This is a genomic window from Rhizobium sp. BK399 (genome assembly GCF_014194695.1).
Classification (GTDB): domain Bacteria; phylum Pseudomonadota; class Alphaproteobacteria; order Rhizobiales; family Rhizobiaceae; genus Rhizobium.
Map to the genome: position 1 here is coordinate 31,391 of NZ_JACIAH010000005.1, position 19,970 is coordinate 51,360.

22 protein-coding genes are annotated in these 19,970 nt (G+C 59.4%); 13 read left to right on the forward strand and 9 right to left on the reverse strand.

Going from position 1 to position 19,970, the window contains the following annotated elements; all coding sequences use genetic code 11:
* Positions 1 to 25: 25 nt before the first annotated feature.
* The 3 genes from FHT97_RS12695 to FHT97_RS12705 all read left to right on the forward strand — a co-directional run bounded on the left by FHT97_RS12695 (position 26) and on the right by FHT97_RS12705 (position 3,399).
* Positions 26 to 1,324: a M23 family metallopeptidase gene (locus FHT97_RS12695; RefSeq protein WP_183757434.1), complete on the forward strand. Its 1,299-nt coding sequence runs from the start codon at positions 26 to 28 to the stop codon at positions 1,322 to 1,324.
* Positions 1,325 to 1,481: 157 nt separating this feature from the next.
* Positions 1,482 to 2,969, forward strand: coding sequence for a DEAD/DEAH box helicase (locus FHT97_RS12700; protein ID WP_114712783.1), 1,488 nt, complete (start codon positions 1,482 to 1,484; stop codon positions 2,967 to 2,969).
* Between the two features lie 7 nt (positions 2,970 to 2,976).
* Entirely contained in the window at positions 2,977 to 3,399 is a 423-nt protein-coding gene (locus FHT97_RS12705; RefSeq protein WP_183862586.1) for an NUDIX domain-containing protein, read from the forward strand.
* A 3-nt stretch (positions 3,400 to 3,402) separates the two neighbouring features.
* Here FHT97_RS12705 and FHT97_RS12710 read toward each other — a convergent pair whose 3' ends face one another.
* From FHT97_RS12710 to FHT97_RS12740, 7 genes are read right to left on the reverse strand one after another with little or no spacing between them, the layout of a single operon-like run.
* Positions 3,403 to 3,720: a TfoX/Sxy family protein gene (locus FHT97_RS12710; RefSeq protein ID WP_016554111.1), complete on the reverse strand. Its 318-nt coding sequence runs from the start codon at positions 3,718 to 3,720 to the stop codon at positions 3,403 to 3,405.
* A gap of 3 nt (positions 3,721 to 3,723) precedes the next feature.
* Positions 3,724 to 5,358 carry a molybdopterin-binding/glycosyltransferase family 2 protein gene (locus tag FHT97_RS12715; protein WP_183862588.1) on the reverse strand — a complete coding sequence of 545 codons (1,635 nt, stop codon included), beginning with the start codon at positions 5,356 to 5,358 and terminating at the stop codon, positions 3,724 to 3,726.
* Positions 5,355 to 6,059 (reverse strand): XdhC family protein, encoded by a 705-nt coding sequence (locus FHT97_RS12720; RefSeq protein WP_183862589.1) that lies wholly within the window; start codon positions 6,057 to 6,059, stop codon positions 5,355 to 5,357. The genes FHT97_RS12715 and FHT97_RS12720 overlap by 4 nt, the downstream gene beginning before the upstream one ends.
* Positions 6,059 to 6,388: an XdhC family protein gene (locus tag FHT97_RS12725; protein WP_183862591.1), complete on the reverse strand. Its 330-nt coding sequence runs from the start codon at positions 6,386 to 6,388 to the stop codon at positions 6,059 to 6,061. The genes FHT97_RS12720 and FHT97_RS12725 overlap by 1 nt, the downstream gene beginning before the upstream one ends.
* On the reverse strand, positions 6,385 to 7,644 hold the full coding sequence (locus FHT97_RS12730) for a VWA domain-containing protein (protein ID WP_183862593.1): 1,260 nt from the start codon (positions 7,642 to 7,644) through the stop codon (positions 6,385 to 6,387). The genes FHT97_RS12725 and FHT97_RS12730 overlap by 4 nt, the downstream gene beginning before the upstream one ends.
* Before the next feature lie 3 nt (positions 7,645 to 7,647).
* Entirely contained in the window at positions 7,648 to 8,577 is a 930-nt protein-coding gene (locus tag FHT97_RS12735; RefSeq protein ID WP_183862595.1) for a MoxR family ATPase, read from the reverse strand.
* 21 nt (positions 8,578 to 8,598) lie between these two features.
* A complete protein-coding gene (locus FHT97_RS12740; protein ID WP_183862597.1) occupies positions 8,599 to 9,093 on the reverse strand; it encodes a flavin reductase in 495 nt (164 codons plus the stop codon).
* 169 nt (positions 9,094 to 9,262) lie between these two features.
* Here FHT97_RS12740 and FHT97_RS12745 point away from each other — a divergent pair, with 169 nt between their 5' ends.
* The 4 genes from FHT97_RS12745 to purB all read left to right on the forward strand — a co-directional run bounded on the left by FHT97_RS12745 (position 9,263) and on the right by purB (position 12,944).
* Positions 9,263 to 10,345, forward strand: coding sequence for a branched-chain amino acid ABC transporter substrate-binding protein (locus tag FHT97_RS12745; protein ID WP_183862599.1), 1,083 nt, complete (start codon positions 9,263 to 9,265; stop codon positions 10,343 to 10,345).
* A 39-nt stretch (positions 10,346 to 10,384) separates the two neighbouring features.
* Positions 10,385 to 11,065, forward strand: a complete 681-nt coding sequence (gene rpe / locus FHT97_RS12750) for a ribulose-phosphate 3-epimerase (protein WP_183862601.1) — start codon at positions 10,385 to 10,387, stop codon at positions 11,063 to 11,065.
* A gap of 16 nt (positions 11,066 to 11,081) precedes the next feature.
* Positions 11,082 to 11,573: a hypothetical protein gene (locus FHT97_RS12755; RefSeq protein ID WP_183862603.1), complete on the forward strand. Its 492-nt coding sequence runs from the start codon at positions 11,082 to 11,084 to the stop codon at positions 11,571 to 11,573.
* A gap of 63 nt (positions 11,574 to 11,636) precedes the next feature.
* On the forward strand, positions 11,637 to 12,944 hold the full coding sequence (gene purB, locus FHT97_RS12760) for an adenylosuccinate lyase (RefSeq protein ID WP_183862605.1): 1,308 nt from the start codon (positions 11,637 to 11,639) through the stop codon (positions 12,942 to 12,944).
* Between the two features lie 6 nt (positions 12,945 to 12,950).
* On the opposite strand, the gene FHT97_RS12765 is transcribed toward purB, so the two are convergent.
* Both FHT97_RS12765 and FHT97_RS12770 read right to left on the reverse strand, forming a co-directional pair.
* Positions 12,951 to 13,439, reverse strand: a complete 489-nt coding sequence (locus FHT97_RS12765; RefSeq protein WP_183862607.1) for a low affinity iron permease family protein — start codon at positions 13,437 to 13,439, stop codon at positions 12,951 to 12,953.
* A 70-nt stretch (positions 13,440 to 13,509) separates the two neighbouring features.
* Positions 13,510 to 14,313, reverse strand: coding sequence for a DUF2189 domain-containing protein (locus FHT97_RS12770; RefSeq protein WP_183862609.1), 804 nt, complete (start codon positions 14,311 to 14,313; stop codon positions 13,510 to 13,512).
* Between the two features lie 158 nt (positions 14,314 to 14,471).
* Here FHT97_RS12770 and FHT97_RS12775 point away from each other — a divergent pair, with 158 nt between their 5' ends.
* From FHT97_RS12775 to purQ, 6 genes are all read left to right on the forward strand, one after another.
* Positions 14,472 to 15,026, forward strand: coding sequence for an alpha/beta hydrolase (locus FHT97_RS12775; protein ID WP_183757448.1), 555 nt, complete (start codon positions 14,472 to 14,474; stop codon positions 15,024 to 15,026).
* Positions 15,027 to 15,417: 391 nt separating this feature from the next.
* Positions 15,418 to 17,712 (forward strand): EAL domain-containing protein, encoded by a 2,295-nt coding sequence (locus tag FHT97_RS12780; RefSeq protein ID WP_183862611.1) that lies wholly within the window; start codon positions 15,418 to 15,420, stop codon positions 17,710 to 17,712.
* Positions 17,713 to 17,942: 230 nt separating this feature from the next.
* Entirely contained in the window at positions 17,943 to 18,707 is a 765-nt protein-coding gene (gene purC / locus FHT97_RS12785; protein WP_007532892.1) for a phosphoribosylaminoimidazolesuccinocarboxamide synthase, read from the forward strand.
* 34 nt (positions 18,708 to 18,741) lie between these two features.
* Positions 18,742 to 18,984, forward strand: coding sequence for a phosphoribosylformylglycinamidine synthase subunit PurS (gene purS, locus FHT97_RS12790; protein ID WP_007789552.1), 243 nt, complete (start codon positions 18,742 to 18,744; stop codon positions 18,982 to 18,984).
* Positions 18,985 to 19,005: 21 nt separating this feature from the next.
* Positions 19,006 to 19,251: a hypothetical protein gene (locus tag FHT97_RS12795; RefSeq protein ID WP_183757450.1), complete on the forward strand. Its 246-nt coding sequence runs from the start codon at positions 19,006 to 19,008 to the stop codon at positions 19,249 to 19,251.
* Positions 19,252 to 19,259: 8 nt separating this feature from the next.
* The gene (purQ, locus tag FHT97_RS12800; RefSeq protein ID WP_183862613.1) at positions 19,260 to 19,931 is read left to right on the forward strand and encodes a phosphoribosylformylglycinamidine synthase subunit PurQ; all 672 of its coding nucleotides are present in this window, start codon (positions 19,260 to 19,262) and stop codon (positions 19,929 to 19,931) included.
* Positions 19,932 to 19,970 lie beyond the last annotated feature (39 nt).

Here is a 19,970-nt window from a genome sequence, read left to right on the forward strand (position 1 = left end):
TTGGCCGTCAATTGGGAGATTCTCCGTGACGCATGCACAGCAGAGCCGCGTATTCGGCCAAAGAAAACAAGAGCATATCCTGATCCTGGCGAGCGGCGATCGGGTCCGTCACCTGACGGTCCGGCCGTGGATGGCAGCACTCGCCTTCTGTTTTGTTGGCGTCTTCTCGATCGGCTATCTGCTGGCCACCTCCTACCTCGTCCTGCGTGACGACCTGATCGGCGCGACGATGGCCAGGCAGGCGCGTATGCAACATGATTACGAAGACCGGATCGCCGCTCTGCGTGCTCAAGTGGATCGTGTCACGTCGCGTCAATTGCTTGATCAGCAAGTTGTCGAAGACAAGGTAGACAAGCTGATGGAGCAGCAACTGGCCCTGACGTCACGCCACGGCAAGTTGGGCTCCCTCTTGGATCGCGCTGAAAATTCCGGGCTGGGCGGCAAAGAAACGACACCGCTGCAGTCGTATGCTCCCGAGGTGAAGAACAAGCGTGCGTCGCTTTCGGGTGCCGTTCAGGCGATCGAAAACGAACTTGCTGGCGCTGACGAACCGGCCGACGTGACGACCGACAATGCCTCGCCCACAGATGTCCCGGCGCACGAGACTGTCGGCGATCGCGCCGATCGCGTTTTCTCCAAAGTGACGCTGTCGCTGAAGGACATTGAACAGAAGCAGCGCAATCGCATCGCCCAACTGACGAGCGATGCCGGCGGTACAGCCGATGCCATATCCAAGGTCTTGACGCGCTTCCGCATTTCGGTGCCGGCAGAACGCGCAAAACAAGACGACAGCGCCGTCGGCGGCCCCTATGTTGAACCCGAAAGCGCCGATGATTTCGACAGTTCGCTTACGCAACTCGATGATGCCCTCACCCGCCTGGAGACGGTACGAAGCACCGCCGAATCGCTGCCGTTCCAGAACCCTGCAGTTGGCAAGGAGATTACGAGTTCGTTCGGTAACAGGCGTGATCCGTTCCTTGGGCGCCTGGCGCTGCACTCGGGCATCGACTTCCGCTTTACGCCCGGCGAGAAAGTGCGCCCGACAGCGCCCGGCAAGGTGATCGCGGCTGGCTGGACGGGTGGTTATGGCAACATGGTCGAAGTGGACCATGGCAATGGCATTTCCACGCGCTACGGCCATATGTCTGAAATTCTTGCGAAAATTGGCGACAGGGTTGACCGCGACGACGTGATCGGCCTGGCCGGCAGCACCGGCAGGTCCACTGGCACGCATTTGCACTACGAAGTCCGCCAGAATGGTCGTGCCATCGACCCCATTTACTTCATGAATGCCGGCTTGAAGCTTGCCAGTTACATGAAGTAACTACGCGCGCTAACCACGTCTTTACCTCTGCACTGGTTGCAAGGCCTGTATTCCTTGACTTAAGGACAGTTTCGGCTTATGTCGCGCTGCATTGCGGCATGCAATCACGCCGACTCAATCAGAGTGCGGCCGAACCGGAACGGAAACAGTTTTCCCTTTGACGACATTTGCTGATCTTGGCTTGAGCCAAAAAGTGCTTTCCGCTGTGACCGACGCGGGCTATACGACGCCAACCCCCATCCAGGCTGGCGCGATCCCGTTTGCGCTCGAACGTCGCGATATTTGCGGAATTGCGCAGACCGGAACCGGCAAGACCGCGTCGTTCGTTCTGCCGATGCTGTCGCTGCTGGAAAAGGGCCGTGCCCGTGCACGTATGCCGCGTACGCTCATCTTGGAGCCGACCCGCGAGCTAGCTGCGCAGGTTGCCGAAAACTTCGAAAAGTATGGCAAGAATCATCGTCTGAACGTCGCCCTCTTGATCGGCGGTGTTTCCTTCGAAGATCAGGACCGCAAGCTTGAGCGCGGTGCCGACGTTCTAATCTGCACCCCCGGCCGCCTGCTCGACCACTTTGAGCGTGGCAAGCTCTTGATGAGCGGCGTTGAAATTCTCGTCATCGACGAAGCTGACCGCATGCTCGACATGGGCTTCATCCCCGATATCGAGCGCATTGCCAAACTCATTCCGTTTACCCGCCAGACGCTGTTTTTCTCGGCCACCATGCCGCCTGAAATCCAGAAGCTCGCCGATCGCTTCCTGCAAAATCCGGAGCGCATCGAGGTCGCCAAGCCGGCGTCGACGGCGAAGACCGTGACGCAGCGCTTCGTCGCCTCGCATGGCAAGGACTACGAAAAGCGTGCTGTCCTTCGCGATCTCGTCAAGGCACAGAGCGATCTCAAGAACGCAATCATCTTCTGCAACCGCAAGAAGGATGTTTCCGAGCTCTTCCGTTCGCTGGACCGCCACGGCTTTTCCGCCGGCGCCCTACACGGCGACATGGACCAGCGCTCGCGCATGGCCATGCTGCAGAACTTCAAGGATGGCAACCTCCAGCTTCTCGTGGCTTCCGATGTCGCCGCCCGCGGTCTCGACATTCCTGACGTCAGCCACGTTTTCAACTTCGATGTTCCGATCCATTCCGAGGATTATGTGCATCGCATCGGCCGCACTGGCCGCGCAGGCCGTTCCGGCGCTGCATTCACCATCGTCACCCGCCATGACCAGAAACATGCCGACTCGATCGAAAAACTTATCGGCGAGAAGGTCGAGTGGTTGAACGGTGACCTCACCGCCTTGCCCCCTCCCGAGCCGAGCCGTGACGACGATCGTTCGCGCCGCAAGGGCCGGGACAAGGACCGCGGTCGCGGCAAGGGCCGTGGAGGTCATAAATCTGATATCGCCGTCGCAGATAATGACGTCGAGACGATGGAAACAGCAGCACCAGCAAAGGTCGAAAGCGTGAAGCAAGAGCGCAAAGCAGAACAAAACAAGCCGCACCACAACACGCGCGCCGCTCGTCCTTATCCGGCAAACGATGACAATCGCGACCGCCGGCGCTACCGTGACCACGATGACGGCCCGACACCTGTCGGCTTCGGCGATGAGATTCCCGCCTTCATGCTGATCACGGCAAACGCCAAGATCTGACGAGCCCATGGGTACGCCGGGCATCGATTTTCCGGGCGTCGGCGTTGGCCTGGTGATCTTGCGGGATCGCAAGATCCTACTTTACAAGCGTATTCGGGCCCCTGAGGCCGGCCACTGGAGTATCGTGGGCGGCAAGGTGGATCATATGGAACCGGCCGAGCAAGCGGCGCGCCGGGAAGCGGAAGAAGAAACGGGACTTTCGATCGGCCGTATCAATCTCCTCGGCCCTGCCGAAGTTATCAGTACGACAGACGAGCAGCATTGGGTTTCTCTGCTCTACATCGCGTCCGAATTTGACGGCGAACCGCAGCTTACTGAGCCGGAAAAGCTCTCGGACTTCGGGTGGTTCGGTCGTGCCGACCTCCCGCGGCCGCTTTCCGCCTTTGCAACCGCTGCCATGGAGCGGCTGAACGCGGACGAATTTCTCTAAGACTTATTCCGCACGGAGCGCCGCTTCATAGGCAAGCCGTACCCATCGCGCCATGAGATCAGGGTCATCATAGGCATCGTCCGGGATCGACCAATATGGCATTTTCACAGGGCTTCCCTTCTTCCCTTCATAGGCCCATTGCGTGGCTCCCGCTGCCGCGAACTCGGAAGCACTCCGCTCGTCGGCCTTGAGCAGCATTTCTCCGCGCACCTCGACCGCAACGATCCGGCCCATATGATAGATGCCCTTGCCACCGAACATCCGCTTGATGGTAACGGGGCCAAGCCCTTGAAACATCTCTTCGATCGCCGCCGAATCCATTCCTCAACCCTTCAAAATTCCGCCGGCGGAGATCACGGCCTCTGGCGTATCCACGTCCAGATGCGCCGCGTCCCCTATGTCGACATCGACCACAGGCACTCCCGAGGTTTCGATGATGTGCCAGGCCCCAACGTCACCTTCCAGCCTCAGGACGGCATCGAACAGCGATTTGGGCAGAACCACCGGATTGCCGCGCTTGCCGCCCGACACGGCCCGGATAATCGATTGGCCGCTCGATTGCCGGAATGCTCCGATTAGCGCATCGAGATCACCAGTGGAAACACCCGGCATATCAGCGAGCATGACCAAGATACCATCCGCGCTCCGCGCTTGTTCGACGGAAAATCCGGTCGCGAGCGACGAGGCCATACCGGAGGCGTAGTCCGGATTGTGAACAGTCGTGATGTTCAATCCGGATACAGCCGCTTCCAGAGCGTCCTTCCGGTGGCCGGTCACTACGACGACAGACGATGCCTGACTGCCGATCGCCGTCATGACGGATCTCCGAATGAGCGGCACCCCATCAAACTCAGCGAGCAACTTGTGCGGCCCGCCCTCGCCCATCCGGCTGGCCTTGCCAGCAGCGAGAACCACGATCACGACCTCGCCGGCCGGGGCCGTTTGCGCTTCCGCTTCACGCAGGCGTGGCCGTGCTTGGATTTCCATCAGGAGACCTCCTACGCCCATGCCGCTGATATCGAGCGCACTCGGCTTCTCACCCGCGAGGATCCGATCGAGCACCCAGTCAAAGCCATTCTCTTTGGGGCTGCGTGCACAACCTGGCGCGCCGATCACCGGCACATCGCCTATACGTCCGAGCACGAGCAAGTTGCCTGGATCGACAGGCATGCCAACCTGCACCACCTCACCTCCCGCCCGTCGAATCGCTTCGGGAATCACGTCTTCATCATCAATGACCGCAGACGCACCGAAAAGAATGATTAGTTTCGCCGCGGCGTCGGGCAAGCGTGATGCTGTCCGAAGTGCCTCGGCGACCGGCTCCACATCGTGCGCAACCCGTGCCTCTCTGACAAGCTGACTTCCGGATGCGGTAAGCCGGCGAGAAAGCACGCGCGCAGTCTTGTCCATCACCGTGGGCTTGAGCGAAGGCAGTACCGTTGCGATCAATGACACCGATCGGCTGGCAAAGGGCTTGACCTCGAAAGCGGATGTGGCCCGCAGCACTTCGCAGGCCATGTCAAGCTTAGCGCCCGAAACAGCGAGCGGAATGATCTTGAACGTTGCGACCATGTCCCCGTTGCGGACGGGTACGTGGTCATTCAGGCAGGCAAGCGTGATGGCGGGATCGATCCTGTTCAGCCGATCAACGGTGCTTCGGTTCGCGACGAACAGGCCGTCCACGGTCGAGTACACATTCACGCGCCCGGTGGACGCTTCCGAGAAGCGCAGGTGATCAGGAGCGACGGCTCCCGCAAGTCGCCCTGCCGCCTCATCCTCACCGATGTCGCCGGGCTCGATGCGTGCCGCGATCACATGCTCGATACCCTCGCCGATCAGCCGCTCAATGTCGGCAGATTCGATCTTGTGCCCCTTGGGCAGGTTGCCGCCTGCAAGCTTCACCGCATGGGCGAGAATCACGCCTTCGGCAACGTCGATGGAAAACGATCCGAATTTCATTTGTTATCACCGGTAGGTGATATTTCGCGGGTCCGCAGCGTATGGACGATCTCGGCGAGAATGGCGACCGCAATTTCCGCCGGGCTCGCTGCACCGATATTGAGCCCAATGGGTCCGCTGATCCTGGCAAGTGCAGCCTCGTCCACGCCCTCGGCACGCAGTCTTCCCAGGCGAGCCGCGTGCGTCTTGCGACTGCCGAGCGCACCGACGTAGAAACAGCCAATTCGCAACGCCTCGGTGATCGGAAAATCATCGATCTTCGGGTCATGCGTGACGGCAACAAGCGCCGTATAGGCATCCAGCGGACGCTCCTTGAGCGCGTCCACCGGCCAATCAGCGGTCAAATCGATGCCGAGGAACCGTTCGGGCGTGGCGAAAGCCGTTCGTGGATCGATAATCCGGACATCGAAGCCGGCGAGAGATGCCATCTGTGCCAGAATCTGGCTGATGTGTACCGCGCCGATAACGACGATATGCGCCGGTGGCAGATGCACGTTTAGAAAGTAGCGGCGGCCATCGGCCTCGATCGACGTCGACCTTCCCGAACGAAAAGCAGCCTCGATGGCCAGTCCAAAGGAAGGGGAGACGGAATCCCCCTCGAGGACGACGCTATCGTCGCCGGTCTCGAGGTCGGTGAGCAGGATGGCGGCCCGGCGCGCCCGGCGCGCATCGTTGAGCTGTCCAAGATTTGTGGCATCCATCAATCGAGCCTTTCGACGTAGACCCGGATCCGGCCGCCACAGGAAAGGCCGACGCGCCACGCGGTCTCGTCAGCGACGCCGAACTCGAGCATCTTCGCCTTGCCCTCGGCAATAACGTCCAGGGCCTCAGCGATGACAGCGCCTTCGACACATCCTCCTGAAACAGACCCTTCGAAATTGCCGTCGCGGTCGACCACCAAATGGCTGCCGGCGGGCCGCGGGGCCGATCCCCACGTCTCGATTACCGTCGCTACCGCGACATCTCGCCCCGCTTTCCTCCAAGCTTCCGCCATCATCAACGGATCAAGGTCAAATGATGTCCCCGTCATGCGATGCCTTTCAATGTTCCGAGGTACCGGCGCGGATCGTATGTTGTCGACCTGGTTGCACCGAGTGCTGCTGCGAGATCGTTCAATGATGATAGATTGTGGACCGGTCGGAATTCGTCAACATGCGGCAGCATTGCGCGCACGCCGCGCGCCCTTGGCTCGAAGCCGTCGAAACGCAACAGAGGATTGAGCCAGATCAATCGCCGGCAGGAACGGTGCAGGCGATCCATCTCAGCCGAGAGCAAATCGGTTCCTTCGCGTTCCAGGCCGTCCGTGATCAAAAGAACGACAGCGCCCTGCCCGAGCACGCGCCGAGCCCACAGCCGATTGAATTCCTGCAGCGTTTCGCCGATCCGCGTTCCTCCGGACCAATCCTTGACGGCGGCGGCGCATTCGTCCATCGCCTCGTCAGGATCCTTGTGTCGCATCTGGCGGGTGACGTTCGTGAGCCGCGTGCCGAATAGAAAGGTATGAACCCGCCTGCGCTTCTCCGTCAGCACGTGCAGAAAGTGCAAAAAAATGCGGGTGTACTGGCTCATGGAGCCGGAAATATCGGCGAGAACCACCAACGGTGGCTGCACCTCCCGAATCTCTCGATAGCGCGGCAAAATCAGCCCTGCTCCGCTGCGCAGGGCAGCCCGCATCGTCCCGCGGGGATCGACGCGCGAATGAACATGCGACGGTCGGAAGCGCCTAGTCCGTACCGTGTCCAGGGGTAACTGCAGTTTCCCGAGCGCCTTCTTGGCAGCGGCAATCTCCATCGCGGACATCTGGGCAAAGTCCATACGTCGGAAGACCTCGTTGCCCGACATGGTGAAGCGCGCATCGATCTCGATGTCAGGTTCATCGCGTGGCGGCTTCTCATTCTCTCGGTTCCCAAGGAGCGCGTCCGCAGCGCGGCTCGCGCCGGGTTTCGCCTTTTCACGGTCACGGGTATCCGGCGCACGGGGCGACATCATCGCGATCATCTTTGCGACGAGATCGCGCGAGTGCCAGAAGAGGCGGAACGCCTCGTCGAAGACCGGTTTGTCTTCGTGGCGCTTGACGAAAACGGCAGAAAGTGCGGCGTGAAATTCCTCCCGCGATCCCATGCCGATCACCTCGACAGCCTCGATCGCATCGACGATCGCCGCCGGTCCGATCTTCAGGCCGGCCTTGCGGAGCGCTCTAGCAAAGAAAACGATGTTGTCGGCGAATCGACCGCCTACCGGAGGAGGCGGAGCGACGATCTCATCCTGCCCGCTTCTCGGATCCATTTGTTACCCAGCCGCCTGCAGTTCGCTTTTGATGTCTTCGAGCACCCGCGCACCGTCGCTGCCTTGGATTCGAGCGATATCATCCTGATACTTCAATAGCGTCCCGATGGTGTCGGAGATCGTTTCCGGATCGAGCGCCAGGCGATCGAGTTCGGTTAGCGCTGTCGCCCAATCGATCGTCTCGGCAACCCCCGGATTCTTGAAGAGATCCAGCGTCCGAAGCCGCTGCACATAGGCGACGATCTGGGCGGACAGGGCGGCATTGCAGCCCGGCACCTTCCGGCGAATGATCTCGAGTTCCTGCGGAGCATCGGGATAATCAACCCAATGATACAGGCAGCGCCTCTTCAGGGCGTCGTGGACCTCGCGCGTCCGGTTCGTGGTGATGATGACAATCGGCGGTTCGGTCGCCCGGATCGTGCCAAGCTCAGGGATCGTAACCTGAAAGTCGGAAAGAACCTCTAGCAGAAAGGCCTCGAAGGCCTCATCGGTCCGGTCGAGTTCATCGATGAGGAATACCGGTGCCCGACCATTCGCGCTGGATAGAGCCTGCAGCACGGGCCGGCGGATCAGGTAACGCTCGGAAAAGATATCCGATTCGATCCTGTTTCTGTCGGTAAGCCCGGACGCTTCAGCGAGACGGATTTCCAGCATCTGCGCCGGATAGTTCCACTCATAGACGGCTGAGGCGATATCCAGCCCCTCGTAGCACTGCAGGCGGATCAGCGGTCGTCCCAAGGCCTTCGACAGGACCTTGGCGATCTCCGTCTTTCCAACGCCCGCCTCGCCCTCCAGGAACAGGGGGCGCTTCATTTTCAGGGCCAGGAAAAGGACCGTACCGAGGGCCCGCCCCGCCAGATAATTCTGATTGCCCAGCATCGCGATCGTTTCGTCGATCGACGACGGCAGCGGCGGATGAGCTTGATCCGACATGTTTCCTCCCATTTCGGGAAGTTATAGCGTGTGATAGTCGCGGTTCATATAGACAAGCGCAGGCTTCGCCTCGTTGTAGCGGACGGCTACGACCTCACCGAAAATGATGTGGTGCGTCGACATTTCCTTGATCTCGCTTACACGGCAATCGAAGGAGGCAAGCGCATCGCGAAGAACGGGCGCCCCGGTCACGAGCCTGTCGAAGGCGCCCGTCTGGAACCGTTGGTCGTTTGTCAGTTGGGCGCGGCCGGAAAAGGCATCAGCAAGCGCCTGATGGTGCGCCGCCAGCGTATTCAACGCAAAGATGCCGCTCCGGAAGAAAATGTCATTCTTCGGATTGCTGTTGTTCAAGCATACCAGAACGGTCGCAGGGTCATCCGATACGGAGCAAGCGGCGGTGATCGTCACGCCGCGGCGCTCCTCGCCGATTGCCGTCGTCACGAGTTGCACATGGCCCCCAAAGCGGCTCATCGCATCCCGGTAGAGGCGCGGATCGATCGGTTGTTTGTTCAACAAATGCATTCTCCATCCGGCATTGCCGGGTTGTCGTTTCCTTTAATATGAAGGTGATCTCTTACGTTTTCTACAAAAGCCGGGCGAAAAGCTTCCTCATTGTGCGTTTTTCTTTGACGATCGATGCCGGACGGATAAAAGAGCAGACAAACGACAGGAACCGGCATCTTTAATGAATACTTTGCGTGGCCTAGCACTTCTGCCGATGCTGCTCCTTGCGGCCGGAGAATGCCATGCTGCCGGCCTAATCGTTGGTATCGTAGCGCCGCAGAATGGCAATCTCGCGCCAATTGGTGCTCAGATCATCGCCGGTGCGAGTGCCAAGGTCCAGCAGGACGGCGACACGATCGTCACGATCGATGAGACGTGCGCGGAAAACAGCGGTGCAGCGATCGCCGATGCCCTGATCAATGCCAAGGTTCAGGTTGCCGTGGGCTTTCTCTGCAGCGAGACTCTTGAAGGCGCGCTGCCGAAGCTGAAGGACGCAAATATCCCGGCGATCACCGTCTCTGTGCGTTCGCGCATCCTTATGGAAGATGCGCTGAAGAACGGCTGGCCACTCTACCGGCTTGCGCCTGCCGATGGAGCCGAGGCAGAAAAGATCATCGACGTAATCCTGCGCGAGTGGGCCGCCGCGCCGATCGCGCTGATCGAGGATGGAACTATCCATGGTCGCGAACTGACGGAAGCGATCCGCAATGCGCTCGAGGAAAAGGGTCTCAAGCCGGTCTTTACCGACACATATCGACCCGGCCAGGAGCAACAGGTCGCGCTCGTGCGACGGCTTCGGAAGGCCGGGGCGACTAAGGTCTTCGTCGGTGGAGACCGTAGCGACGTTGCGGTCATCGCACGGGATGCTGCGGCCGAGAAAATCCACCTCGATATTCTGGGTGGTGACGCAATGCAGGCTGCCGACCAGCCGCTCGCGCTGGCGGATGGCGTTCTCGCCGTCGCCCTGCCCGACTACGCGGCGCGCCCGGAGGCAAAGGCTGTGGTCGACTCGTTCCGAGCGCGCGGTGTCGAGCCTGAAGGCTATGTGCTGCCTGCCTATGCGGCCGTGGAAATCGCGACGAAGGCGGCCAGCGATGCTGGCGCGGATGACAGGCCGATCGCCCAGCACATTGGCGGAACAGCCTTCGAAACTGTCATCGGGAAAATTGCTTTCAATGCCGGCCACGAACTGGCCGACAACCCATACCGCCTGCTGCAGTGGCAGGCCGGTTCGTTCGTCCCGGCAAGTACACCGATCGAGTAGCGTCGTGCGCTTCGGCATGAGTTTTAGGGAGAGATTACAATGACCACGCCCATTCGGATCGCGCCATCGGTCCTTGCTGCCGACTTCGCCAAGCTCGGCCAGGAAGTACGCGATGTAACCGCGGCTGGAGCCGACTGGATCCACCTCGACGTTATGGACGGTCACTTTGTCCCGAACATCTCTTTCGGCCCCGACGTGATCAAGTCGTTGCGCTCCTACACGGATGCCGTATTCGATTGCCATTTGATGATCGCGCCGGTCGATCCGTATCTCGAGGCATTCGCAAAGGCTGGCTGCGACCGCATCACCGTCCACGCCGAAGCCGGTCCACATCTCCACCGCTCGCTTCAGACTATCCGAGGGCTCGGCAAGAAAGTCGGCGTGACGATCAATCCAGCGACGCCACTTTCGGCGATCGAGAACGTACTCGATGACGTTGACCTGATCCTCATCATGTCCGTCAACCCCGGTTTCGGTGGGCAGAAATTCATTCCTGCCATGGCCGACAAGATTGCCGCCGCACGGTCACTGATCGGTGATAGGCCGATCGATCTTGAGGTGGATGGTGGCGTGACGGTAGAAACCGCGCCGGTCATCGGCAAGGCCGGCGGCAACGTTCTCGTGGCAGGGTCGGCGATTTTCAAGGGAGGCTCGGTGGAGTCCTACAAGGCAGCGATCAGTGCGCTGCGGGCTGCCGCGGAAGGCAAATCGAAGTCGTGACGAAAGCAGGCCGTCTTTGATCTCCGAGCGGCTGAAGGCGGCTCGCCCATCTTTCCCCGAGCTCTTTGTCGGCGCTCCCCTCTGGGGCACGCAGATGCTGATATCGGCAATGGCCGCCCTCTATCTCAGGAACGGGATGGAGACGGCGCATGTCCGCGACCTCGCAATACTCTACTTTGCGGGCGGTTTGCTGGCATGGCCATTCGTGTTGCCTCTGGCGCGCTTCTTTGCGCATCGACGATCCCTGGAGACACGCTTTGCCGCATTCTTCGTAGCACTGGCCGCCGGCACCATTCTGATGACAGCCTTTCTCTTTGCCATGGACTACCGTGTCTTCTACTCCGCATGGCATGCGCCATTCGGATCTCTGACATGGGTATTTCAATTCGCCTTTACCGGCGCCAGCGCCGTCTATCAGTTCGCGGTGCTGGGGCTGCGGCTGTTTCTTCCGCTCGGCCTTGTCTGCCTTTTCGGCACCAGCTTTGCGCTTGCAAAACGGATGCGTTGAGATTGCCGCCTGTCTTTGCTACAGGGGCGCCAGCATTCCCTTTATGAACGAAAGCAGGAAGCCATGATCCCGCGCTACTCCCGACCTGAGATGGTCGCCATCTGGTCGCCTGAGACCAAATTTCGCATCTGGTTCGAGATCGAGGCTCACGCCTGCGATGCGCTCGCCGAACTGGGCGTCATTCCGAAATCCGCCGCCAAGACGATATGGGAACGCGGTGGTGCCGCCACGTTCGATGTTGCGCGCATCGATGAAATCGAAGCCGTCACCAAGCACGACGTCATCGCCTTCCTGACGCACCTTTCTGAAATCGTCGGCCCTGATGCCCGCTTCGTCCATCAGGGGATGACCTCTTCGGATGTTCTCGACACCACGCTGAATATCCAGCTCGTGCGCGCGGCTGACATCCTGCTCGCCGACATGGACCGGGTGCTTGCGGCATTGAAGGCACGTGCGTTTGAACACAAGGACACCATCCGCATCGGGCGCAGCCACGGCATTCATGCCGAGCCAACGACCATGGGGCTGACCCTGGCGCGCTTCTACGCCGAGATGAGCCGCAACCGCGCGCGTCTCGTGGCCGCGCGTGCCGAAATCGCCACCGGCGCGGTTTCTGGCGCAGTCGGCACCTTCGCCAATATCGACCCGCGGGTCGAGGAACACGTTTGCGCCAAGCTCGGCCTGCTTCCAGAACCCGTTTCGACACAGGTCATTCCGCGCGATCGGCACGCGATGTTCTTCGCTACGCTCGGCGTGATCGCGTCCTCCATAGAAAACGTCGCGATCGAGATCCGTCACATGCAGCGCACGGAAGTTCTGGAGGCTGAGGAATACTTCTCGCCTGGCCAGAAAGGCTCTTCCGCGATGCCGCACAAGCGTAATCCGGTATTGACCGAAAACCTCACAGGTCTGGCGCGGCTGGTCCGGATGTCGGTTGTTCCGGCCATGGAAAACGTTGCCCTCTGGCACGAGCGCGATATCAGCCATTCCAGCGTCGAGCGCGCCATTGGGCCCGACACGACGATCACGCTCGACTTCGCCCTGAACCGGCTGGCGGGTGTCATCGAGAAGCTCGTCGTCTATCCTGACAACATGATGAAGAATCTCGACAAGTTCCGCGGCCTCGTGCATTCCCAGCGCGTGCTTCTGGCGCTGACGCAGGCGGGCGTGTCGCGTGAAGATGCCTACCGACTCGTTCAGCGCAACGCGATGAAGGTTTGGGAGGAAGGCAAGGACTTCCTCGAGGAGCTACTGGCCGATGCAGAGGTCCGGGCTGCGTTGTCCGAGGAAGAAATCCGAGAAAAGTTCGACCTCGGCTACCACACAAAACATGTGGATACGATCTTCCGGCGCGTCTTCGGCGCCGCCTGAGTTGGATCAATGAGTCGGCGCCTTCGCAGGCGCCGTTTTTCGTTTCGCTCTTGTAGACTTTGTCGATGCGCTGTCGTCGCTCGCCTCGTCAGTGTCAGTCTCGGTATTCGACGATCTTGCTGACCGTTCGTTGCGAGCGCCTTTCGCCGCCTTGGCGACGAGGCGATCGAGATGTTGCAGGTCCTCTTCGTCAAGATGCTCGATGCCGATGAAGCGGTTTTCCGCGTGACTGGTGAGAATGATTTCGTCGAGTTTGGCCTGTACAGCCCGAGCGTCCCGTGTCTGGGCATTCTGCAGTACAAAGACCATCAGGAACGTGATGATGGTCGTGCCGGTATTGATGACAAGCTGCCAAGTCTCGGAGAACCCGAAAACTGGGCCGGTCCCTGCCCAGGCTGCGACCAGCACGACGGCAAGCACGAACGTTGCCGGCCGGCCTGCCCATTCGGACGTCTTGCTGGCAAAGCGGGTAAACAGATGTTGCGGTGTAGCCATATCTAACCTCCCTCGGTATCCGCCTCAGCGAAACTCCAAGGGAGGCTAGCAGTTCCCGGTCTTTTGGTTTTCAGACCACCGGTGGCGCGACAAGCTTCCTGTAAAGATGCCAGCTGGCGTGACCGAGGATTGGCATCGCCAGCGCCAGCCCAACGAACAACGGGATCGTACCGACAATGAGCGAAACAGCGATGATCAGGCCCCAGCTCAACACAGGGATCGGATTGGCGACAGTCGCCCTGACGGAAGTTTCCATCGCGCAGACGAGCCCGACGTCTCGATCCAGCAACAAGGGGAAGGTCACGACGGTCGTGGCGAGAACGACGATGGCAAAGCCGAGACCGAGAACATGTCCCCACATGATTAGCTGCAATCCCTCAGGGGTGTCGAAGATCTCCGAGAAGAACAACGAGACCGAGCGAGGGAAGACGTCGCCGAAGACGTTGGCATAAAGTGTCTGCGCGGCGACCAGCCAGACAATGAAGAAGCCGAACAGCAGCAATCCGCCGGCAATGATCGATGGGAACGCCGGCGATCTCGTTACTTCGATCGCATGCGTCCAGGAGGTGTCCATACCGGCTTCACGCCTGCGGCTGATCTCATAGAGGCCAATCGCGGCAATCGGACCGATCAGCGCGAAACCCGAGATAAGCGGAAAAATCATCGGCAGGAGGTTGGCACTCGAGGTTGCGAGCGCAAGAAAAATCCCGGCGATAGGATACATCAGGCATAGAAAGACATAGTGGGATGGTTTTTCTCGAAAATCATCGAGCCCGCGCCGTAGCGCATCGAAGACATCTGCAACGCTGATCTTGTTGACGACCGGGCGTGTGTAGACATCGCTCGCACCCGACATAACATGGAATGCCGTCATGGCTTTCTCCTCCTCAGCCAAGATGGCCGGCAGCGAAAGGATCGGCGACGACGCCGATACGAGACGCAACCGGCACTGCCGAAAAACATAACAAATTTCGGCGGCCTTGTCCCACCCTCCCTTGACATCGCAGCCAAGCTTTCTCAAATCCGGCGATCATGAAAGCTTCAGACGCCGAAATTCTCATCATCCCCGGTTACACGAACTCCGGTCCCGACCACTGGCAAAGCCGCTGGGAGGCCAAGCTCAGTACGGCTCGCCGCGTCGAACAGGCGGAATGGTCGAAGCCGGTCCGCGACGATTGGGTTCGCCGCATCGCCGAAGAAGTCAATGCCGCGACGCAGCCGGTGGTTCTCGTGGCGCATTCGCTCGGCATCCCGTCGGCTATCCATGCCATTCCGCATTTTCGCAACAAGGTTGCCGGGGCATTTTTCGTCGCACCGCCCGACGTCGCGAATCCGGCCATACGGCCAAAGCATCTGATGACGTTCGGCCCGTACCCGCGCGATCCCCTTCCGTTTCCCACTCTTACGATCGCCAGTCGCAACGATCCCTTCGGCAGTTACGAGCATGCTGATGATATCGCTGCAAGCTGGGGATCACTCCTCATCGACGCCGGGGAAGCCGGCCACATCAACAGCGAGTCCGGCCACGGCCCTTGGCCGGAAGGCACCATGGTGTTTGCGCAGTTTCTCAGCCGCTTGAAGCCATAGCCTAGCCGCCCTGCCGGGGTAGCATCAATGAGATCGGCAGCGGCGCGAGGAGACGCGTCGCGGAAACAAGCACCATGGCGGCTGATTGTCGGCTAATCGCCCTCGCCGCGAATGAAGAGAACGCCCGCCAGGCCCACGAGAACGATGCATTGCAGTATGAACATCGGCCATTCTGGAGACATGTCACTTCCTCCCCCCCCGATCCGGGCGATATAGGGTGCCGCCGTGCAAGTGTAGGCAGACTTTGGAAAAATTAGCCGCGTCCCAGTAGTCGCGCGATGAAGGTGCGGCTAAGCCTTTGTTTTCACATTATTATTATTTTGGCGACATTAAGGGCTGTTTAATTCAATAAATGCAAAATATATACACGCTAAAAGAGCGAGTATGCAGTTTGAAGCAAGCAACTCCCGATAAACGGGCCAAATCTAAAGCCAAGGTCAAAGCTGCAGCGTTTGACGGCAGCATGGCGCCGCAGAATGGTGCTGAACTCTCGGAGCGCGAGAGCCGCTGGAACTACGCTCTTGTGGGATCGGGCCTCGGCGTCTGGGATCACAATCTTCGTCTTGGCAAGCGCTATTATTCCGACACGTGGAAAGTCATGCGCGGCATGGCGCCCGATGAGGAAGCCGACGGCGACTATGATGCGTGGATCGAGCTCATCCACCCGGACGATCGGGAATTCGTCGTAAAGGCTATCGATCGTCAGAATGCCGGCGACCCGGATTATCAGATTTTCGAGTATCGCGAGAGGCATAGAGACGGCCATTGGATCTGGATTGAATGCCGTGGCGCCTGTGTCGAATGGGACGAAACCGGTGCCCCTGCCCGGCTCGTCGGCACCGATACGGACATCACCGAGCGCAAGGAGGCGGAAGAGCGGCTCGCGCACGTGTCGCGGCGCCTCGATCTCGCCCTCGATATCTCCAACATCGGCGTCTTCGAGGCGGACATCGAAAACGGCACAGTCGATTGGGACGACCGCCTTCTGGCGATCTACGGCATTGCAGACACGTCACCGGCGAACACCGGCAACGCCTGGGAGGCTTCGCTGCATCCCGACGACAGTGAGCGCGTGCTGGCAACGATCAATGACAGCGTCGCCAACAACACGGATTTCGAGCACGAGTTCCGCATCATCAGGCAGGACGGTATCGAGCGCGTCATTCGCGCAAAGGCTGCTTTCTTTCTTGACAGCGACGGACGTCGCAAGCTGATCGGTGCGAATTGGGATGTCACTGCCGAAGTTCGGCTCAATAACGAGTTGCAGCGCGCCAAGGATCTCGCGGAAGCCCGCAACAAGGAACTCGAAAGCGCCAAGGAGAACATCGAGCATCTGGCTCTGCATGACTATCTCACCGAGCTACCCAATCGCCGATATCTGGACCGGATGCTGGACGAACGTTCGACCGAATGTCGCCGCACGGGGCTGACGCTCGCAATCCTCCACATCGATCTCGATCGCTTCAAGCAGATCAACGATACGCTTGGCCACCGCGCCGGCGATGCGATGTTGAAGCATGCCGCGCAGGTATTGAAGAGAAATGTCCGTTCCACCGATTTCGTCGCTCGTATTGGCGGCGACGAATTCGTCGTCCTATGCACGCTGGACGTCACCCCAAAGAAAATCTCCAATCTCGCTGAGCGCATCATTCGCGAACTCTGCAAGCCTATACGTTACGAGGGTCACGATTGCCGTTTCGGCGCAAGCATCGGCATTGCGACGGATAGCGGCCCGACACTCGACGCCAAGCAGCTTCTGCTGAATGCAGATATTGCCCTCTACCGCGCCAAGAGTGGCGGCCGCAACCGGCACGAATTCTTCTCGACCGATGAGCGGCGGCGCATCATCGCCAGCAAGCGCTTGGCTGATGAAATCCTGTTGGGCCTCGAACGCGGCGAGTTTGTTCCGTTTTACCAGTTGCAGTTCCATGCCCGAACGCTAGAAGTTGCTGGCGTCGAGACCCTGGCGCGCTGGCAGCATCGGGAACATGGTTTGCTGGCGCCCGATCGCTTCCTCGCGATCGCCGAGGATCTGGATGTTGTCTCGACGATCGACGGCCTTATCCTCGAGCAGGCGCTGGCTGATCGCAAGCGATGGACGGATGAAGGCCTCCGCATCCCCAAGATCGCAGTCAACGTCTCGTCACGTCGTCTCGCAGATCCGAACCTCGCGAAGAAGCTTCGTGGCCTGAAGATCGAACCTCGGACGATTTCATTTGAACTGCTGGAATCGATCTCGCTGGACGACTGCGACGATGCTGTGATCGCCAACCTCCGGCACCTGCGCCGGCTCGGCATCGATATCGAGATCGATGACTTCGGCACGGGCCACGCGTCGATCGTCAGCCTTTTGAAGCTGAGCCCCAAGACCTTGAAGATCGACCGCGAACTGATCCGCATGCTGCCGCATTCGGCAGAGCAGCGAAAACTGGTCCGTTCGATCATCGATATCGGCCGCTCGCTGAACATTCTGGTCACGGCCGAGGGCGTCGAGACGATGGATCACGTCCGCATTCTCTACGACCTCGGCTGCGATATGCTTCAGGGCTATGCGCTGGCCCGTCCCATGCCCGCGATGCAGATAGCTCCTTTCGTACGAGCAGCGTCCTGGCGGGGCGTGGAAGGCCCTGCCAGGGGCCTCCAGCAGGATCTGCGCAAGTCGGTCAACGGCTCCGGCCAAAGATAAAGGTCTGCATGACTGCCTCGATGGGGGCGGCTCACATTCCGTTGATCGCAAAAAACCTGTAAACTCCTTCGCAGAAAGTCTTCGATTCTCTTAGCGGCACTCCGGCAATCCGGATTCCGGGGAAGGAGTGACAGGCGGATTGTGAAACCCTCGCTTTTCCTTTAAGGGGACGCCACGAGATCGATCCACTCGCGCTATCCCAAGAGCGCCAACGATAGAGAACAATTGCAATGAACCGTCGCCGCCGTATTTACGAGGGCAAGGCAAAGATTCTGTATGAGGGCCCGGAGCCGGGCACGCTGATCCAGTTCTTCAAAGACGATGCCACCGCCTTCAACAAGAAAAAGCACGAAGTCATCGATGGCAAGGGCGTCCTGAACAACCGCATTTCGGAATACATCTTCAGCCATCTGAACAAGATCGGGATTCCGACGCACTTTATTCGCCGTCTCAACATGCGCGAGCAGTTGATCCGCGAAGTGGAAATGATCCCGCTTGAGATCGTCGTCCGCAACGTTGCCGCGGGCTCGCTGTCGAAGCGCCTCGGCATCGAAGAAGGCGTAGTGCTGCCGCGCTCGATCATCGAGTTTTACTACAAGTCCGACGCGCTCGACGATCCAATGGTCTCCGAAGAGCACATTACGGCATTTGGCTGGGCCAACCCCGCCGAGCTCGATGACATTATGGCGCTCGCCATCCGCGTCAACGACTTCATGACCGGTCTCTTTCTCGGCGTCGGCATCCAGCTTGTCGATTTCAAGATCGAATGCGGCCGCCTGTATGAAGGCGACATGATGCGCATTATCCTGGCCGACGAGATCTCGCCGGATTCCTGCCGTCTTTGGGATATCGATACCCGCGAAAAGATGGACAAGGACCGCTTCCGCCGCGACATGGGTGGACTTCTCGAAGCCTATTCGGAAGTTGCGCGCCGCCTCGGCATCATCAACGAGAACGAACCTGTGCGCGGCACCGGTCCGGTGCTCGTGAAGTAAGACTTTCAGGCTAAGCAAAGACAGGGACGATAAAGTGATCAAGGCTCGTGTAACCGTCACGCTGAAGAACGGCGTTCTCGATCCGCAGGGCAAGGCAATCGAGGGCGCCCTTGGCGCACTCGGCTTCGATGGTGTGGGCCATGTTCGTCAGGGCAAGGTTTTTGACGTCGAACTCGAAGGCGCTGACAAGGCGAAAGCGGAGAGTGACCTCAAGGCAATGTGTGAAAAACTCCTCGCAAATACGGTGATCGAGAACTATAATATTTCCGTCGACTAACCTAGTCGTGGAGCGCACTCGATGGCTGAATTGACGCAAGAGCTCGTGCTTGAGTTGTTGACGAAAATGCACGAGCACATCGATACGCTGGATGCATCACTCGACGAAATCCGGAGCGAAATGCACTGCATGCGCGACACGATGACCTCGATGCAGCAGGAAATACATAGTATTTACGGCGTCCTCGGCCGGCATGAAGGCCGGCTGGAGCGAATTGAAAAGCGTCTCGTCCTTCGAGAACTTGCAGAAGCACAAACAAGGTTTTAGTCGCACTCATGAAATCAGCCGTCGTTCAACTTCCGGGTCTCAATCGCGATCGCGACATGATCGCTGCACTGACGAAAATCTCCGGTCACGCGCCGGTGACCATCTGGCAAACGGAGACGGACATTCCAGACGTCGACCTCATCGTCATCCCCGGCGGCTTTTCCTATGGCGACTACCTCCGTTGCGGTGCCATCGCTGCGCGCATGCCGGTCATGCAGGCAATCATCGAAAAGGCAAACAAGGGCGTCAAGGTTCTCGGAGTCTGCAACGGCTTCCAGATCCTTCTCGAGGCCGGTCTGCTTCCCGGCGCGCTGATGCGTAATGCCTCCCTCAAGTTCGTCTGCCGTGAGATCAAGCTCGAAGTTGTCAACGCAGACACCGATTTCACCCGCGCCTATTCCAAGGGCCAGATCATTCGTAGCCCAGTCGCCCATCACGACGGCAACTACTTCGCCGATGCCGAGACCCTGGCAACGATCGAAGGCAGCGGCCAGGTCGTTTTCCGCTATGCGGAAGGCACCAATCCGAACGGCTCCCTCAACGATATTGCCGCTGTTATGAACGACAAAGGCAACATCCTCGGCATGATGCCGCACCCGGAAAACCTCATCGAAGCAGCACATGGCGGTTCCGACGGCCGTGGCCTGTTCGCTTCTGCTCTCGAGGTAATCGCTGCTTAACCTTCGGCACGTAAGAGGCCATTCATCCGATCCATTGGA

Bases quoted from the DNA above. Each gene is read 5' to 3' on its own strand.
- FHT97_RS12795 (WP_183757450.1), top strand. From the start codon at position 19,006: ATGGCTGAATTGACGCAAGAGCTCGTGCTTGAGTTGTTGACGAAAATG.
- FHT97_RS12775 (WP_183757448.1), top strand. From the start codon at position 14,472: ATGAAAGCTTCAGACGCCGAAATTCTCATCATCCCCGGTTACACGAAC.
- purB (WP_183862605.1), top strand. From the start codon at position 11,637: ATGATCCCGCGCTACTCCCGACCTGAGATGGTCGCCATCTGGTCGCCT.
- FHT97_RS12735 (WP_183862595.1), bottom strand. From the start codon at position 8,577: ATGTCGGATCAAGCTCATCCGCCGCTGCCGTCGTCGATCGACGAAACG.
- FHT97_RS12725 (WP_183862591.1), bottom strand. From the start codon at position 6,388: ATGACGGGGACATCATTTGACCTTGATCCGTTGATGATGGCGGAAGCT.
- FHT97_RS12720 (WP_183862589.1), bottom strand. From the start codon at position 6,059: ATGGATGCCACAAATCTTGGACAGCTCAACGATGCGCGCCGGGCGCGC.
- FHT97_RS12705 (WP_183862586.1), top strand. From the start codon at position 2,977: ATGGGTACGCCGGGCATCGATTTTCCGGGCGTCGGCGTTGGCCTGGTG.
- FHT97_RS12730 (WP_183862593.1), bottom strand. From the start codon at position 7,644: ATGGATCCGAGAAGCGGGCAGGATGAGATCGTCGCTCCGCCTCCTCCG.
- FHT97_RS12770 (WP_183862609.1), bottom strand. From the start codon at position 14,313: ATGACGGCATTCCATGTTATGTCGGGTGCGAGCGATGTCTACACACGC.
- purQ (WP_183862613.1), top strand. From the start codon at position 19,260: ATGAAATCAGCCGTCGTTCAACTTCCGGGTCTCAATCGCGATCGCGAC.
- purC (WP_007532892.1), top strand. From the start codon at position 17,943: ATGAACCGTCGCCGCCGTATTTACGAGGGCAAGGCAAAGATTCTGTAT.
- FHT97_RS12765 (WP_183862607.1), bottom strand. From the start codon at position 13,439: ATGGCTACACCGCAACATCTGTTTACCCGCTTTGCCAGCAAGACGTCC.
- FHT97_RS12745 (WP_183862599.1), top strand. From the start codon at position 9,263: ATGAATACTTTGCGTGGCCTAGCACTTCTGCCGATGCTGCTCCTTGCG.
- FHT97_RS12715 (WP_183862588.1), bottom strand. From the start codon at position 5,358: ATGAAATTCGGATCGTTTTCCATCGACGTTGCCGAAGGCGTGATTCTC.
- rpe (WP_183862601.1), top strand. From the start codon at position 10,385: ATGACCACGCCCATTCGGATCGCGCCATCGGTCCTTGCTGCCGACTTC.
- FHT97_RS12710 (WP_016554111.1), bottom strand. From the start codon at position 3,720: ATGGATTCGGCGGCGATCGAAGAGATGTTTCAAGGGCTTGGCCCCGTT.